This is a genomic window from Salipiger aestuarii (assembly GCF_003259905.1).
Lineage (GTDB): Bacteria > Pseudomonadota > Alphaproteobacteria > Rhodobacterales > Rhodobacteraceae > Salipiger > Salipiger aestuarii.
In genome coordinates, this window is the sequence record NZ_QLMG01000001.1 from 101172 (window position 1) to 116157 (window position 14986).

At 65.1% G+C, this 14986-nt stretch carries 14 protein-coding genes; 8 read left to right on the forward strand and 6 right to left on the reverse strand.

Annotation, left to right across the window (positions count from 1 at the left end; genetic code table 11):
• The first annotated feature begins 11 nt into the window (after positions 1 to 11).
• From betB to ATI53_RS00585, 5 genes are all read left to right on the forward strand, one after another.
• Complete coding sequence (betB, locus tag ATI53_RS00565) at positions 12 to 1466, forward strand: betaine-aldehyde dehydrogenase (protein ID WP_009506301.1); 1455 nt, start codon at positions 12 to 14, stop codon at positions 1464 to 1466.
• A complete protein-coding gene (gene betA, locus ATI53_RS00570) occupies positions 1466 to 3124 on the forward strand; it encodes a choline dehydrogenase (protein WP_111549455.1) in 1659 nt (552 codons plus the stop codon). The genes betB and betA overlap by 1 nt, the downstream gene beginning before the upstream one ends.
• A gap of 86 nt (positions 3125 to 3210) precedes the next feature.
• Positions 3211 to 5538, forward strand: coding sequence for a cache domain-containing protein (locus tag ATI53_RS00575; RefSeq protein ID WP_034453278.1), 2328 nt, complete (start codon positions 3211 to 3213; stop codon positions 5536 to 5538).
• 81 nt (positions 5539 to 5619) lie between these two features.
• The gene (locus ATI53_RS00580; protein ID WP_009506298.1) at positions 5620 to 6249 is read left to right on the forward strand and encodes a response regulator transcription factor; all 630 of its coding nucleotides are present in this window, start codon (positions 5620 to 5622) and stop codon (positions 6247 to 6249) included.
• Between the two features lie 101 nt (positions 6250 to 6350).
• Positions 6351 to 7337, forward strand: coding sequence for a glutathione S-transferase family protein (locus ATI53_RS00585; protein ID WP_009506297.1), 987 nt, complete (start codon positions 6351 to 6353; stop codon positions 7335 to 7337).
• 2 nt (positions 7338 to 7339) lie between these two features.
• Here the strand turns inward: ATI53_RS00585 and ATI53_RS00590 are convergent, their stop codons facing one another.
• A complete protein-coding gene (locus ATI53_RS00590; RefSeq protein ID WP_009506296.1) occupies positions 7340 to 7705 on the reverse strand; it encodes a response regulator transcription factor in 366 nt (121 codons plus the stop codon).
• A 179-nt stretch (positions 7706 to 7884) separates the two neighbouring features.
• On the opposite strand from ATI53_RS00590, the gene ATI53_RS00595 reads away from it, so the two are divergent.
• Complete coding sequence (locus ATI53_RS00595; protein ID WP_009506295.1) at positions 7885 to 9063, forward strand: lytic murein transglycosylase; 1179 nt, start codon at positions 7885 to 7887, stop codon at positions 9061 to 9063.
• Positions 9064 to 9102: 39 nt separating this feature from the next.
• A complete protein-coding gene (locus ATI53_RS00600) occupies positions 9103 to 9510 on the forward strand; it encodes a hypothetical protein (protein WP_009506294.1) in 408 nt (135 codons plus the stop codon).
• Here ATI53_RS00600 and ade read toward each other — a convergent pair whose 3' ends face one another.
• The 4 genes from ade to ATI53_RS23770 form a co-directional block, all read right to left on the reverse strand.
• Positions 9511 to 11208, reverse strand: coding sequence for an adenine deaminase (gene ade, locus ATI53_RS00605; RefSeq protein WP_111549456.1), 1698 nt, complete (start codon positions 11206 to 11208; stop codon positions 9511 to 9513).
• A 27-nt stretch (positions 11209 to 11235) separates the two neighbouring features.
• Entirely contained in the window at positions 11236 to 11736 is a 501-nt protein-coding gene (locus ATI53_RS24315) for a response regulator (protein ID WP_223865876.1), read from the reverse strand.
• Positions 11737 to 11841: 105 nt separating this feature from the next.
• Entirely contained in the window at positions 11842 to 12282 is a 441-nt protein-coding gene (locus ATI53_RS00615) for a histidine kinase dimerization/phospho-acceptor domain-containing protein (protein ID WP_083840687.1), read from the reverse strand.
• Between the two features lie 208 nt (positions 12283 to 12490).
• A complete protein-coding gene (locus ATI53_RS23770; RefSeq protein ID WP_223865872.1) occupies positions 12491 to 12904 on the reverse strand; it encodes a putative pterin-binding protein in 414 nt (137 codons plus the stop codon).
• Positions 12905 to 13389: 485 nt separating this feature from the next.
• Between ATI53_RS23770 and ATI53_RS00630 the strand changes: the two genes are divergently transcribed.
• Positions 13390 to 14028 carry a LuxR C-terminal-related transcriptional regulator gene (locus ATI53_RS00630; protein WP_240778538.1) on the forward strand — a complete coding sequence of 213 codons (639 nt, stop codon included), beginning with the start codon at positions 13390 to 13392 and terminating at the stop codon, positions 14026 to 14028.
• 10 nt (positions 14029 to 14038) lie between these two features.
• On the opposite strand, the gene hemF is transcribed toward ATI53_RS00630, so the two are convergent.
• On the reverse strand, positions 14039 to 14938 hold the full coding sequence (hemF, locus tag ATI53_RS00635; protein ID WP_111549461.1) for an oxygen-dependent coproporphyrinogen oxidase: 900 nt from the start codon (positions 14936 to 14938) through the stop codon (positions 14039 to 14041).
• Positions 14939 to 14986: the final 48 nt, after the last annotated feature.

Consider the following 14986-nt stretch of genomic DNA (forward strand, 5'->3'; position numbering starts at 1 on the left):
TTGGAAAAACGATGTACGACCCCCAGCCGAGCGCCAGCCACTATATCGACGGTGCCTATGTCGAAGACAACACCGGCACCCCGATCCCGGTGATCTACCCCGCCACGGGCGAGGTCATCGCGACCCTGCACGCCGCCACCCCCGCCGTGATCGACGCCGCGCTCGCCGCCGCCGAGATCGCGCAAAAGCAATGGGCCAGGGTGACCCCGCGCGAACGCGGCCGCGTTCTGACCCGCGCCGCGCAGATCATGCGCGCGCGCAACCGCGAACTGTCGGTGCTGGAAACGCGCGACACCGGCAAGCCCTTGCAGGAAACGCTGGTGGCGGATGCGACCAGCGGCGCCGATGCGCTGGAATATTTCGGCGGCGTGGCGAATGGCCTGACCGGCGAGCATATCCCGCTGGGCGATGACTGGGTCTATACCATCCGCGAGGCGCTGGGCGTGTGCGTCGGCATCGGCGCCTGGAACTACCCCACCCAAATCGCCTGCTGGAAGGCCGCGCCCGCGCTGGCCTGCGGCAATGCGATGGTGTTCAAACCGTCGGAAACCACGCCGCTTTGCGCGCTGAAAATCGCCGAGATCCTGACCGAGGCAGGCGCCCCCGCAGGGCTGTTCAACGTGGTGCAGGGCATGGGCGCGGTCGGCGCGGCGCTGGTCACCGATCCGCGCGTGGCCAAGGTGTCTCTGACCGGATCGGTGCCGACCGGGCGCAAGGTTTATGCTGCGGCGGCGGAACAGATGAAGCACGTCACCATGGAGCTTGGCGGCAAGTCGCCGCTGGTGATCTTCGACGATGCCGATCTCGACAACGCGGTCGGCGGGGCGATCAACGGCAACTTCTATTCCTCGGGGCAGGTCTGTTCCAACGGCACGCGGGTCTTTGTGCAAAAGGGCATCAAGGAGGCGTTCCTTGCGCGCCTTGCCGAACGCCTGAAGAACGCCGTGATCGGCGATCCGCTGGACGAGGCGACCAGCTTCGGCCCGATGGTGTCGGACCGGCAGATGCAGATTGTGCAGGGCTACATCGAAAAGGGAAAGGCCGAGGGTGCGCGGCTTGTCAGCGGCGGCGGGCGCGTCGACCGCGACGGGTTTTACCTGGAACCCACGGTCTTTGCCGATGTCACCGATGACATGACCATCGCGCGCGAGGAAATCTTTGGCCCCGTCATGGCGGTGCTGGATTTCGACACCGAGGCCGAGGCCATCGCCCGCGCCAATGCCACCGAATACGGCCTGTCCGCCGGGGTGTTCACCCGCGATCTGTCGCGCGGCCACCGCGTCATCGGCCAGCTGCGCGCCGGAAGCTGTTTCATCAACTCCTACAATGACGCGCCGGTCGAGGCGCCGTTCGGCGGCGTCAAAGCCTCGGGCGTGGGGCGCGAGAATTCCAAGGCCGCACTGGATCACTGGAGCCAGCTCAAATCCGTCTATGTCCGCATGGGCGATGTCGAGGCAGCGTTCTGATGCAGGCCGAATACGTCATCGTCGGCGCGGGGTCCGCTGGCTGCGCCATCGCCTGGCGCCTTGCCGAGGCGGGAAAACAGGTGCTGGTCATCGAACACGGCGGGTCCGACGCGGGGCCGTTCATCCAGATGCCGGGCGCCCTGTCCTATCCGATGAACATGAAACGCTACGACTGGGGCTACCAGACCGAGCCCGAGCCGCATCTTGGCGGTCGCCGGTTGGTGACGCCCCGCGGCAAGGTGATCGGCGGGTCGTCTTCGATCAACGGGATGATCTATGTGCGCGGCCATGCCCGCGATTTCGATCACTGGCGCGATCAGGGCGCGGATGGCTGGGGTTACGCCGACGTGCTGCCCTATTATCGGCGCATGGAAAACTGGCATGACGGCGGGCATGGCGGCGACGCCGCATGGCGCGGCACGCAAGGCCCGCTGCATGTGACGCGCGGCCCGCGCCTGAACCCGCTGACCCGCGCCTTTGTCGAGGCGGGCCGTCAGGCGGGCTATCCCGTTACCGACGATTACAATGGCGAGCAACAAGAGGGCTTTGGCCCCTTCGACATGACGGTCTGGAAGGGCGCGCGGTTTTCCGCCGCCAAGGCGTACCTGCGCCCGGCGCTGAAACGTGAAAACTGCAATCTGATCCGCGCCTTTGCCCGCCGGATCATCATCGAGAACGGCCGCGCCACCGGCGTCGAGGTCGAACGGGGAGGCAAGATCGAGGTGATCGGCGCGCTGGCCGAGGTGATCCTGGCGGCGTCCTCGCTCAATTCGCCCAAGCTGCTGATGCTTTCGGGCATCGGGCCGGGGGCGGAACTGGCGCAGCATGGCATCGACGTGGTCGCCGACCGCGCGGGCGTCGGCAAGAACCTTCAGGACCATCTGGAGCTGTATATCCAGGCGGCGGCAAGCCAGCCGGTGAGCCTGTACAAATACTGGAACCTGCGGGGCAAGGCCTATGTCGGGGCGCGCTGGTTGCTTAATCGCACCGGGCCGGGGGCATCGAACCAGTTCGAAAGCGCCGCGTTCATCCGCAGTCGGGCAGGGGTCGAATATCCCGACATCCAGTATCATTTCCTGCCCATCGCGGTGCGCTATGACGGGCGGGCAAGCGCCGAAGGGCACGGTTTTCAGGCCCATACGGGGCCGATGCGCAGCCCCTCGCGCGGCACGCTTACGCTGCGCAGCAGCGACCCGGCAGACGCGCCGAAGATCCTGTTCAACTACATGGGCCACGAACAGGACTGGGCCGATTTCCGGCGCTGCATCCGCCTCACGCGCGAGATTTTCGGGCAGCAGGCGTTCGCGCCCTATTACCGCAAGGAAATCCAGCCGGGCATCGATGCGCAATCCGATGATGACCTGAACGCGTTCATCAAGGACCATGTGGAATCCGCCTATCACCCCTGCGGGACCGCCCGCATGGGCCGCAAGGATGATCCCACGGCGGTGGTCGATCCCGAATGCCGGGTCATCGGGGTGCGGAACCTGCGCCTTGCCGACAGCTCGGTTTTCCCGCGCATCACCAACGGCAACCTCAACGCGCCGTCGATCATGACCGGCGAAAAGGCCGCCGATCACATCCTTGGCCGCGCGCCGCTGTCGCCCGACAACCGTGCACCCTGGATCAATCCCGACTGGCAGACGTCGCAAAGGTGAAATCCGGGGCTGCGCCCAGGCAGGGGATAGGGCTATAAACGCCCTGCGGCGGACAACGAGCGTCCCGCCGCAGGGGGGGGGGCGGAATGCGCACATCACTTGGGGCAATGCTGGCTGTCGGCCTTGCGGGGTTGCAGTTTCTTGCGGTGCTTGCGGTGGTGTTCTCGTCCTATGTGACCTCGGAACGCGCGCTGCTGGATCACGCCCGCGAATTGCTCAGCGATGTGGGGTCCAACACGATTGCCCATTCGCGCGGTTTTCTGGGCCCGGCGCGCGGTGCGGCGGAGCTGTCCGCGCGGCTGGCCCAGGACCGGGTGATCGCCAGCGACGTGCCCGAGCTGATGGAACAGCTGCTTTACCAGCAGCTGCAACTGGCGCCGCAATTTGCCGGGGTCTATTACGGCAGCGAGGACGGCGAATTCGTCTATGTCATGCGCTCGGACGGGCCGGGGCCGTTCCGGACCAAGATCATCCGGCGGGACGGCGACAGCCGCAGCACCGAACTGATCTGGCGCAACAACGATTTCGACGTCGTCGAACGGCGGTTCGACCGGGCCGACACCTACGAGCCGCGCGACCGCCCATGGTACATCCGCGCGCGCCGCGAGCTGACGACGATCTGGACCGACCCCTATATCTTTTTCTCGTCGCGCCAGCCGGGGATCACGCTGGCCTCGCCGGTGCTGGAGGGGTCGGACGGGGTGCGCGGTATCGTCGGCGTGGATATCGAGATCAGCGATATTTCGGATTTCCTCGCCAACCTGCGCATCGGGTCGACCGGGCATGCGCTGATTATCCACTCCAACGGCGACGTGATCGCGCATCCCGATCAGGACCTGTTCAAGACCGAAGGCGCCGACGGTACGCTGCGCTTTGTCGACATCGAACATATCGACGACCCCATTGCACGGGCCGCCTTTGCCCAGCTGATGGCCGACGGGCGCATCCCCGTGCAGACCGAAACCCTGTCGCAGTTCAATTACGGTGGCGAAACCTATGTGGCCGTGGTCATGCCGCCGATCAGCGACAAGCTGCCCTGGACCATCGCCGCCTACGCACCCGAAAGCGATTTCACCGCGGCGATCAAGCAGAACCGCCAGACCAACATCTGGATCGCCGCACTGGTGGCGGCAATCACCGGGTTGTGCGGGCTGGCGCTGGCCAATTTCATCCACAAACCTGTGCGGGCCTTTGCCGTGCGCTCGGCGCTGGTGGCGCAGGGCGAACTTGATCCGTCCGAACCGCTGCCCGCCACCTATCAGGAACTTGAAAACGCCAACCGGGCGCTGATGCAGCAGATCGCCGCGCGTCGTGAAACCGAACTGGAATACGGGCGCACGTTTCAGCTGACCTCACGCGGGATGGCGCAGATCGACGCCACGACGGGGCGCTTTCTGCGCGTCAACGAGAAATTCTGCGAGATCACCGGATACACCGCGGCCGAACTGGCCCGCATGTCCTTTGCCGAACTGGGCGACCCCAAGGAACCGCCGGTGTTCCTGTTCGATGCGGACCAGAGCGGCGCCCCGCGTGAAGTGAATCAGGAAATGCGCTGCCAGCGCCGCGACGGCGAGGGGATCTGGGTCCTGGTGAACGCCATCCTGATCTTCAACCAGGAAGGCAAGCCGATGCACGTCGTGCTGGCCATGGAAGACATCACCCAGGCCCGCCACACCGAAGACCAGGTGGCCGAACTCAGCAAGGATCTGTCGAACCTGTCGCGCGACAACACGATGGGGCAGGTGGCGGCAGGGCTTGCGCACGAACTGAACCAGCCGCTGACCGCCATCGCCCAGAACGCCGACAGCGCGCTGTTTGCGGTGGAACAGATGCCGGGCGCCGATCACGGCTTGCGCGAAACGCTGGACGAGATCGCCGAACAGGCCCTGCGCGCGGGCGAGATCATCAAGGCGCTGCGCAGTTTCATCCGCCGCGACGAGGGCATCCAGACCGATTTCGACCTGTCCGAGCTTGTCGCCCAGACCAGCCGGCTGCTCAGCGCGGAATCGCGCGCCGCCGGGGTCGAGGTGGTCGCCGATCTTGGCGATTTGCCAACCGTCAACGCCAACCGCCTGCAAATCGCGCAGGTGCTGGTGAACCTGATGCGCAACGCCATCGAGGCGGTGGCGGAGGGCGGTGGTGCCGATCGCCGGGTGATCGTCGAGGCCCGGCGCGAGGGTGCGCAGGTCTGTGTCGCGGTGTCCGACACCGGGCCGGGGGTGGCGCAAGGCGTCAACCTCTTTACGGAATTCGAAACCACGAAGGCCGCCGGAATGGGGCTTGGCCTGTCGATCTGCCGGTCGATCTGTCAGGCCAATGGCGGGCGTCTGTGGCACCAGCGCCGCACGCCGAACGGGGCGATGTTTTGCTTCACGCTTCAGGCCAGCCCCGCCAAACCGGACCATACTGTCTGACAACATTCAGTTTTTCGGTGACATTCGCGGGGCTTGGCGTGTAAGGTCCGCGCCGTGGGGACAGGTAGCGATTTTCAGCACATGGCACAGGGCTCGCCTGCGGTCTTCATCGTGGATGACGACCAGGACATACGCACGTCGTTGACCCGCGCGCTGGGGCAGCGCGGGTTTTCCGTCAGCGCCTATGCCTCGGCGCAGGCCTTTCTGGATGCGTATGACGGTGAAACGGCAGCCTGCCTTGTGCTCGATTACGGCATGCCGGGGATGAACGGGCTGGAATTGCAGGCCGTGCTGAACCGGCAGGATCGCCCGCTTGCGGTGGTTTTCGTCACCGGGCACGGCGGTGTGCCGGAGTCGGTACAGGCGATCCGCGCGGGGGCCGTCGATTTCCTTGAAAAGCCGTTTCGCCAGTCGGCGCTGGTTGCCCGGATCGAAATGGCGCAGCAGATCGCGCTGGAAAAACAGGCGGCGCTGCTGCGGCGGCGCGATCTTGGCGCGCGGTTCTCGCGCCTCACCGCGCGCGAGGAAGAGATCGTCGAACGCATGGTCGACAACCCCGCCGAGGTGTCCAGCAAGGAAATCGGCAATGCGCTGGGCATCAGCCCGCGCACCGTGGATCACCACCGGGCCCGCATTCTGGAAAAGCTTAAAATTCGCTCGCTGGTCGAACTTGTCGATCTTGTGTCAAAGCTGAAGGCCGGCCGGGACTGAGCGCGGCGCGCTGTGCGCCCATGCGGGGTGTCTGCGCGCGGGGCGGGAATTGCCTCGCGCCGCGCGTCGCCTAGTTTGTGTGCAAATGCATGGAGGCCATTATGGGCTATCTCAGGGACGGCCAGTGGTGCGACCGCTGGGACTACACCCGGAAAGACGGCAGTTTCGATCGCTGGACCACCGGGTTTCGCAACTGGATCACGCCGGACGGCAGCACGGGGCCAGGCGGCGACAGGGGTTTTGCGGCCGAGGCGGGGCGCTATCATCTGTATGTCAGCTACGCCTGTCCCTGGGCGCATCGCGCACTGATCTTTCGCGCGCTCAAGGGGTTGAAGGACATCGTCGGCGTCAGCGTCGTGCATCCCGAGATGCTGGCCGAAGGCTGGAGCTTTGGCACCGGTTTTCCCGGCGCCACCGGCGACCGTGTTGCCGGGCAGGCGCATCTGCGCGACGTGTATCTGCGGGTCGATCCCGGAATGTCCGGTCGGGTGACGGTGCCCGTGCTGTGGGATACCAAAGAACAGACCATCGTGTCGAACGAAAGCGCCGAGATCATCCGCATGTTCAATTCCGCCTTTGACGGGATCACCGGCAACACCGATGACTACGCCCCCGAAGCGTTGCGCGCGCAGATCGAAACCGTCAACGCCCGCATCTATGACACCGTCAACAACGGCGTCTACAAGGCCGGGTTCGCCACCTCGCAAGACGCCTATGACGCGGCGGTCGGTCCGCTGTTCGACACGTTCGACTGGATCGAGGACCGCTTGTCGCGGCAGCGTTATCTTGTCGGCGCGCGCATCACCGAAGCGGATTGGCGGCTGTTCACCACGCTGATCCGGTTTGACAAGGTTTACGAGTGCCACTTCAAATGCAACCGTCGCCGCATCGTCGACTACCCGCAGCTGTGGGCCTATACGCGCGAATTGTACCAGTGGCCCGGCGTGGCGGAAACGGTCGATTTCGACCACATCTGCCGCCATTATTACTACAGTCACGACATGATAAACCCCAGCCGGATCATTCCCGTGGGGCCGGATCTGGATCTGGCCGCGCCACATGGGCGCGATGCGCTGCCCGTGGCCTGACCCTAGACCGCCGCCTGTCCGTAGTGTTCGACCATCGCCGCAAGGTCCGAAGGTTTGGTCGCGGCGGGCAGGTAGGCGCAGGCATTGGCGCAATGGCGAAAGATCGAACCGTCCGAAAAGAATGACGTGTTGGTCACGAAAATGACCCGCGCGTCGGGGCGCCGATAGCTTGCGAAATCCGCCACTGCAAGCGCGCTGCCCTCTTCGAGCACGAGGTCCAGAACGATCACCTGCGGGTCGAGTCTGAGCAGCAGATCGGTGGCTTGATCCTGGGTGTGCGCCACATGAACCTCGGCGCCCGCGCGCTTGAGGTGCAAGCGCCAGATGTTCGACAGTTCTTCGCTGCTTTCCACGATCAGAATCCGCACTTTTGACAACTCCTTCTCGACGCTCACCCGTGATGCATCGTTATTCTGCCTCAGTTCTAAACAAATCTTTAATAACTGGGTAGCAAAAGTGAACAAAACGAAAACGTGAGCGGGGACCCGCCGGTTGCGTTCGCCGGGATGGTTGCTAGTGTCGCACCAAGGCCGGAAACGAGGATGAAATGCGGGAAGTTCTTCTATCGGTTGCGCTGGTCTGTGGCGCGCTTCCAGCGTCCGCGCAGCAGGCAACCTGTGGCGGCAGTTTCGAGGCGTTTGTCGCGGGTCTGCGCGACGAGGCCATCACGTCGGGGCATGATGCGGCAGTGGTGCGCCAGTTCCTGTCGGGCGCGCGTCAGGATCCGGCGGTGCTGCGGCGGGACCGGGGGCAAGGGATCTTTCAAACCCCGTTCATCGAATTTTCGCGCAAGCTAATCAGCCAGGACCGGCTTGATCGGGGGCGGGCGCTGGGGCAGCGGTTCGACGCGGTGTTCAGCCGGATCGAGCGCGACTTCGGCATATCGCGCGGGGTGCTTCTGGCGTTCTGGGCGTTCGAAACCGATTACGGCGCCGTTCAGGGCGATTTCAACACGTTGAACGCGCTGGTGACGCTGGCGCATGACTGCCGCCGCCCGGAAATCTTTCGCCCGCAGGTTTTTGCCGCGCTGGAGCTGTTCGAGCAGGGCAATTTCGATCCCGCGACCACGACAGGCGCCTGGGCGGGCGAAATCGGACAGGTTCAGATGCTGCCCCGCGACATCCTTGAAAACGGGGTGGATGGCGACGGCGACGGGCTTGTGCGGCTCAAGACCTCGGCGCCGGATGCGTTGATGTCGGCGGCCCGGATGCTGTCCGGGCTGGGCTGGCGCTACGGCGAGCCGTGGTTGCAAGAGGTCGTGCTGCCGCCCGACATCGACTGGTCGCGCACCGGGCTGGAAACCACCATGAGCGTCGCGGAATGGGAGCGGCTGGGCGTGCGGGCACGCGACGGCGCGCTGGATGACGCCCGGCTTGAGGCGTCAATCCTGGTGCCGCAGGGTCGGGGCGGCCCGGCGTTCATCGCCTATCCAAACTTTCGCGTTTACTTTGAATGGAATCAAAGCTTTACCTATGTGACAACCGCCGCCTATTTCGCCACGCGGCTGCAAGGCGCGCCGGTCTATGATGCCGGCAGCCCGGTGCCGGGGCTTGCGGGAGACCGGATGCAAGCGCTGCAACGCGCATTGGCGGCGCGCGGCTATGACGTCGGCGCGATCGACGGTATTCTGGGGGCGGGGACGCGGGCGGCGGTGCGCGACATGCAGGCAAAGCTTGGCTTGCCGGCGGATGGCTGGCCCACTGCGGAGCTGCTGAGCCGGCTGTAACCGCGGGAACCCGCGCGCGGCCTGTGCCGTTTCTGTGGCATGATCCGCGATTTTTTCCTTCCCATGGCGCTCTTGTCGCTCGCCCAACTGACCTTCTGCCACGAGGCGGACAAGGCGCCCGGGGTCGTGGACTCGGCCATCCCGATCGAGATGCGCGGTCGGTGGGGTCTGACTGCGGCCGATTGTGACGTGACGCGGGACGATGCGACGGGCGCGATGCTGGTGTCGGCCGAAATGCTGGGGTTCTACGACTCCCGCGCCCGGCTGGGCGACAGTCACGAGGTCACCCCGCACCGGATCGACGCCAGCTACAGCTTTGCCGGCGACGGTATGACCTGGACGCGGGACATGACGCTTTCGCTGTCCGGGGATGGCTCGACGCTGACCCGAACGCTCAGCGACCCCGATGCGGGTCCGGTTTCGCTGAAGTATGGCAGATGTGGCTGATCAACCGGGGATGATCTCGAATTTCATGACATCGACCATGCCGCGGTCGGTGATCTTCAGCGTCGGGATCACTGGCAGCGCCAGAAACGCCAGTTGCAGGAAGGGTTCTTCAAGCGTGACGCCAAGCCCACGGGCGGCGGCGCGCAGATCGACCAGCCGGTCGCGGACCTCTTCGAAGGGCGCAAGGCTCATCAGCCCCGCGATGGGCAGCGGCAGTTCGGCCAGCACCGTGCCATCCTTCACCACGACGAAGCCGCCCTCGATCTGCGATAGCCGGTTGGCGGCAAACGCCATGTCGTCATAGTCGATCCCCACGCAGGCGATGTTGTGATGATCGTGGCAAACGGTCGACGCAATGGCCCCCGAGGTCAGCCCAAATCCCTTGACAAAGCCCGTCGCCACATTGCCGTTCCTGCCATGGCGTTCGGCCACCGCGATGCGGACAAGATCGCGCGCGGGGTCCGGGCGCTTGTCGCCATCGGCGATGGCAATGGTCTCGTGCAGATGGTCGGTCAGGATCTGGCCTTCGCGGATACCGATCACATCGGTGGCCTCGCGGTTGCCGGTGGCGCGGAACTGAGCGGGGCTCAGCGCGGACGCCTTGACCGAGCGGCGCCCGACCGGCGCCACGGTGCTCCGCGCCGCAAACGCGGCGTCGTCGACGCGCCTGCCGCCCGCGATCACCAGTTGGGCATGGCATCCCCCCAGGCTGTCGATGGCCACGATGTCGGCCCGTTTGCCGGGGGCGATCATGCCGCGATCCTTGAGGCCGAACGCCTCCGCCGCCGACAGGGTGGCGGCGCGATAGGCCGCAAGCGGGGGCGTCCCCAGCGCAATCATCGTGCGGATCATGTAATCCAGATGCCCGTGTTCGTCGATGTCCAGCGGGTTGCGGTCATCGGTGCACAGGCACATGTAGGGCGCGGTGCGTTCTGTCAGCAGCGGCTGCAACGCGTGCATGTCCTTGCTGACAGAACCTTCGCGGATCAGCACCCGCATCCCCTTTCGCAGCTTTTCCAGTGCCTCGGCGGCGCTTGTCGCTTCGTGTTCGGTGCGGATGCCCGCCGCGATATAGGCGTTCAGATCGCGGCCCGACAGCAAGGGGCAATGGCCGTCGATGTGCCCGCCCTCGAACAGCCGCAGCTTTTCCATGGCTTGCGGGTCGCGGTGAATCACGCCGGGGTAATTCATGAATTCCGCCAGCCCGATCCCCGAAGGGTGCGCCATCAGCGCTTGCAGATCGCTGGCCAGCAGTTCGGACCCGGCGGTTTCCATGTGGGTGGAGGGCACGCAGGACGACAGTTGCACACGGATGTCCATCAGCGTGTGCTCGCTGGCCCGCTGAAAATAGCGGATGCCGTCCGCGCCGATCACATTGGCGATCTCATGGGGGTCACAGATCGCGGTGGTGACCCCGCGCGGCGTCACGCAGCGATCGAATTCAAACGGCGTGACGAGCGAGCTTTCGATATGCAGGTGGGTGTCGATGAAGCCGGGCACCAGGGTCAGCCCGGTCACGTCGATCACTTCGGTCGCATCGTAGGCGTCAAGCGTGCCGACAATGACACCGTCACAGATCGCGACGTCGCCGTCCAGCAAGTCGCCGGTCACGAGGTCCAGCATTCTGCCGCCGCGCAGCACCATGTCCGCGGGCATGTCACCGCGCCCCTGCGCGATGCGCCGTTCCAACTCTGCCATCCCATGCTCTCCTGCCGTTTGATTTATCTAAGCACAGTGCGCGGCCGGGCGCGAGGGCGTGGGGGGCCTGGGTCGGCTGCCGCGCTGCCGCGCGCGGGGCCGTTCGGGGCCGAACCTGTGCCTGCGTCCGGACGGGGGCAGGCTGCGGAACGGCGGTGCAGATGGGCGCCAGGCGAAGCGTCCGGGCAATCGTGGGCAGCAACACCGCCCTGTCGATCGGCTTGGTCGGGCAGGCGGAGATTCCGGCCTGCTGGAACTGTGCGCGCTCTTCGGCAAAGGCATGGAAAGACATGGGCGGTAAGCGTGACAATCGGGGTCTGCGCCGATGGGCCCAAGCCGCCGCGGATCGCGCGCGGCCGTGGCGCCGTCCATCTCGGGCATGGAAATATCCATCGGGATGATGTCAACGCGCTGCGCGGCGGCGCGTTCCGCTCCAATGCGGCCATTGCTCGCCACAGTGAGTCGATGGCCTCCGGCGGCAAGCATCTGGCTTAGAATGAACCGGTTGATTTCGTTGTCCTCGACCATGAGAATTTTCAGCGGGCCAAGCGGTTCTTGGCCAGGGACCGCGCCGGGGTCGATCACGCGGAATGCGATGTCGTTCCGGGGTCGGCCGAGTGGTTCTGCCCCGATCTAGATCGTGCCGTCGCGGGTGAATTTCACCGTGTTCGAAACAAGGTTCAGCAGGACGTGGCGCAGCCGCCGCGCGTCCCTTGCACGGTTGTTGCGGGCGGGCCGATCATGTCCAACGGAGGTCGGTGTTAACGGAGCTGTCGTCTCGATCGCGCCTTCAGGAAGATCGGGCAGCGAAAACGGCGCGCTTTCGGCAACCATCTTGTCCGGTTCGAGCTTTGCAAGATCAAGAACGTCGTTCACCAGATACAGCAAAAGCCGCCCCGACTGCTGCATCCGCTCCAGCAGGTCGCTTTGGCGCACGGTCAGGGAATGGTCAGGAAACCGCTGAATCGTCCCCAGAAGACCGTTCAGCGGCGTGCGCATTCCATGGCTCATCACCGCAAGGAAACGCGATGTGCCACGCTCACCAGCGAGGGCCCGGTCGCGGGCTTCGGTCAACTGACGTTCGGCGTCGCGACATCGCGATACATCTCGGAAGCAGGCGACCTAAAGCGGGGTGGTGGCCTCGGCACGGTCCATCGAGAAATCCGCGGAAAAGCGCCGTTCGTCACGCGCCTGCAGGCAGACGTCGAAATCGCGTTCCTCGGGCCGGGGGCTGCGGTTTACTGGGGCGGGCGCCCTTGGCGGCTGCGGGCATGGTTCACAATCATTCGACAACGACGATGCGACCGAGTTGCCATATGCGTCGTGAAGAGATCTGTTCGGTCTGATAGGCGGCGCGGGAATCGTAGGGGTAGACGATCCAGAGCGGCCCCCTGTCGCGGACCGCCATCAGCGATCCGTTGTGGCGATAGGCGGTGATCGGTCCAGCGTCGGTTCCGCCTGTCAGCGGGATGTCGACGATGTAATCGCTGAACGCCATGGCGCGGGCGTGGCGCCCCGAGGCGCCGACAGCGGCGAGCAGGTCGTACAGGGGAACGCCAGTGAAGGCCTGTTCCCCCGACTCCAGGGTGTCATCGTCGCGAAGCCGCGGGGCTTCGTGGATTCGAGCGCCGCAAGATCGAACACCGCTGCATCCGCCTGATTTCGGACGAAGATTGCGCCGGTCACGGTCAACCACGCCGGCCCCGTGGGCGGGGGCAGTTCCGCCGCGAGGGCAGGCATGGCCAGGCAAAGCGCCGCGAGAAGGGCGCGAAGCAGGGTGAAGGGCGCAAGCATACGCATATCCTCGTTGTTCCGGTCGGTGCGCGCGCGGTCGTGCCGACCAGGGCCACTGGTATGAATGGCGCCGTTCGGTGTGGGGCGGGCCAGCGTCGCGGTTTCCGCATCGCCGTGAAACAGGCGCATCCGGCCCGTCGGCGGCACACCCCGATAGGGACTGGCTACACCCGGGGATTAAGATCTCTCTGACGCGATTTCGAAATTCCGGATCGTGTCGCGGTGCCAACGGGTGGGAAATCCACCGATCTTAGCATTTATGGGGGACATTCCGTGCAAGGTCGATGTTTGAAAACGGCCAATTCGTTCGGTGTTGCGACGGGTCAGGTGCAGGACTGACCCCCTGAAACAGGAGGAGGCAGAACAGTGAGGCCCGGTGAGCAGACGATGCGCGATCACGGGGCAGGTGCGCCCGGACTGCATCCGGATCGCCGCCCGTCACCTTGGCTTCGGCCCTGCAATAGCTGGCGACGGTCGCGGTTTCAAAATTCCGCCGCTTTCGAGGAACAGCTTCAGCGTATCGCGAAGCTGGTGGGGATGGACGGCGATGGTTTCGATCTGGTGCTGCTGAATGACGCGATGCCGGGGATGAACGCGCTGGAAGGGATTGAACGGATGCGCGTACTGGAAGGCGCGGCGCGTGGCGATCCTCTCGGGCACCGCAAGCCGCGAGGGCGCGCAAAAGGCGCTTGCAGCCGGGGCGGCAGGAGTCCTGCCCAAGACGCTGTCAGCCAAATCTCTGGTAAACGGGGTGCGTCTCATGGCGATGGGCGAACACTATGCGCCGCTCGACTTCATGCGCGCCGAGGTCGACGCAGCGCCGAACGCGATGGGCGAGATGCTGTCGCGACGCGAACGCGAAGTGCAGGACTGCCTTACACAGGGGAAGCCAACAAGGAAATCGTGCGCGACCTGGAAATCCGCGAACCGACGGTCAAGCTGCACGTCAAGACGCCGTATCGCAAGATCGGTGCCGCGAACCGCACGCAGGCCGCGATGCTGGCAAAAGAGGCAGGGCTTGTCTAGCGGCGGAAGGTCAGATCCATTTCGCCAGCGGCGGCAGGCTCATCAGTACGGCATCCGGATCGTGGCCGGTCGCAAGGCCGAATTTGGTGCCCCGGTCATAGACAAGGTTGTACTCGGCATAAAGCCCGCGATGGACAAGTTGCGCCTCGCGGTCGGATTGCGAAAACGAAAGGGTCCGGCGGCGTTCGACCAGCGGCAGGTACGCAGGCAGGAAGGCGCGGCCGATGTCCTGGGTCAGGGCGAAATCCGCCTCCCAGTCGCCGGTGTTGCGGTCGTCCATGAAAATCCCGCCGACGCCGCGCGCCCGCTTGCGGTGGGGAATATAGAAGTATTCGTCGGCCCACGCCTTCAGCTCAGGGTAAAGCGCAGGCCCGTGCCGATCCAGATGTGCCTTTTGCGTGGCGTGGAAATGCGCCGTGTCCTCGTCATACTCCAGACAGGGGTTGAGGTCCGAGCCGCCCCCGAACCACCACGCGCCGGGTGTCCAGAACATCCGGGTGTTCATATGCACCGCAGGGACGTGCGGGTTGGCCATGTGGGCGACCAGGCTGATGCCGCTGGCCCAGAACCGCGGGTCGATCTCGACCCCCGGAACACCGCGCGCGGCCATCGACGTTTGTGCTGCTTCGCCCAGAGTGCCGTAGACGGTCGACACGTTGACGCCGACCTTTTCGAACACGCGTCCGTTGCGCATCACGCTCATTACCCCCCCGCCTGCGTCGGACCCGTCGGACCCGTCGGCGGCGGCGCGGGTTGTCGGGGTGATTTCGAAACGCCCCGCCGGCGCGTCCGCGAACGGGCCGGTGGCGTGGCTGTCTTCCAGCGATTCAAACGCCGCGGCGATCCGGTCGCGCAATGCGCGAAACCAGTCCGACGCACGGGCTTTGCGGGTGTCGAAATCGTCGGTCATGGCGTGGTCTCCTCTGCGTTTGCCCGTGGTAACGCCACGCGCAGGCAG